The organism is Burkholderia sp. LK4 (assembly GCF_001043615.1).
GTDB classification, from domain to species: domain Bacteria; phylum Pseudomonadota; class Gammaproteobacteria; order Burkholderiales; family Burkholderiaceae; genus Burkholderia; species Burkholderia cepacia.
The window spans coordinates 1-1,242 of the sequence record NZ_LDUL01000180.1 but is presented as its reverse complement, the minus strand read 5'-3'; the positions used below and the strand labels follow the sequence as shown (position 1 = coordinate 1,242).

2 protein-coding genes and 1 pseudogene are annotated in these 1,242 nt (G+C 66.7%); 2 read left to right on the top strand and 1 reads right to left on the bottom strand.

Annotated elements, in window-relative coordinates; genetic code table 11:
- Positions 1-238, bottom strand: a pseudogene (locus VK92_RS38750) (outer membrane protein assembly factor); the annotation flags it as partial.
- Positions 239-504: 266 nt separating this feature from the next.
- Here VK92_RS38750 and VK92_RS38745 point away from each other — a divergent pair.
- Both VK92_RS38745 and VK92_RS38740 read left to right on the top strand, forming a co-directional pair.
- A complete protein-coding gene (locus VK92_RS38745) occupies positions 505-693 on the top strand; it encodes a DUF3460 family protein (protein ID WP_006478107.1) in 189 nt (62 codons plus the stop codon).
- Positions 694-697: 4 nt separating this feature from the next.
- Positions 698-1,242: segregation and condensation protein A (locus VK92_RS38740; protein WP_048468270.1), on the top strand; the 545-nt coding region annotated here is incomplete at its 3' end.

The window sequence follows — 1,242 nt, the reverse complement described above, 5'->3', positions numbered from 1 at the left end:
TGTCGTCGCGCTTCGCGAAGCGCGCGATGTCGAGGTGCGTCTTGAGCAGCTTGCGCACCGAGCGCGGCGCGTCGATATCGACGTCGTACTTCGCGTGGGCCGGCAGCGCGAAGCACGCGGCCAGGCAACCCGCGAGGGTCGCCCGCGCGGCACGGGCCGCGGCGCCGGCGCGATTGCGTTCCACGCGCGGGCCCGCGTCATGTGCCGGATGTGCTTGCTGGTTCGACTGCCCCGCCAAATATGACCTCGCCCTCGGTTGTCACGGTTTTGTGGAAAACCCTGTATTTGACCACAGCGTGCCGGCGTCAAAGCTTAATGTTTGTAAACCGCCGCGCGAGCGCGCGTGGCCGCTGCGTCATGCCCGGCGGCGCGCTTGCGGCCACCGGCTGCGCGCCAGCCCGCGGATTCGACGCGCGATTGCCGCCGGCCGTTCCCGCGTTGCGGTAAAATCCCGCCATCGTGAATCCGGCGCATCGTGCGCCGCCCGAAACGGAAAATCCAGCCATGCCGTACCAGTCCGATGTCACGCAGTTCCTGAACCAGCTCAAGCAACAGAAGCCGACGCTCGAGGAAGAGCAGCGCAAGGGCCGTTCCCTGCTGTGGGACAAGCAGCCGATCGACCTCGAAGAGCGCGCCGAGCAGCAGGAATCGCGCGTGAAGCAAACGTCGTACGTCTACTACCAGAACTTCTGACGACGTGAGCGCCGCCGACGAGGCCAGCGCCGCCCGCCAGGACGACGCGATCGCCGCGCCCGCGGGCGCCGATTCGACGCCCGACACGGTCGACGGTGTCGCGGCATTCGCTCGCCTGTACGGCGAGCCGCTGTTCAAGCTGCCGCAGGATCTCTACATCCCGCCCGATGCGCTCGAGGTGTTCCTCGAGACCTTCGAAGGCCCGCTCGACCTGCTGCTCTACCTGATCCGCAAGCAGAACTTCAACGTGCTCGACATCCCGATGGCGCAGGTCACCGCGCAATATCTGGGCTACGTCGACCAGATCCGCACGTCGAACCTCGAGCTCGCGGCCGAGTACCTGCTGATGGCCGCGATGCTGATCGAGATCAAGTCGCGGATGCTGCTGCCGGTCAAGAAGGCCGACACCGGCGAGGAAGCCGAGGATCCGCGCGCCGAACTCGTGCGCCGCCTGCTCGAATACGAGCAGATGAAGCTTGCCGCGCAGCGGCTCGACCAGTTGCCGCAGCTCGGCCGCGACTTCCTGCGCGCCGAGGTCTACATCGAGCA

Coding starts and splice junctions, on each gene's coding strand:
- VK92_RS38745 (WP_006478107.1), top strand. CDS start 505: ATGCCGTACCAGTCCGATGTCACGCAGTTCCTGAACCAGCTCAAGCAA.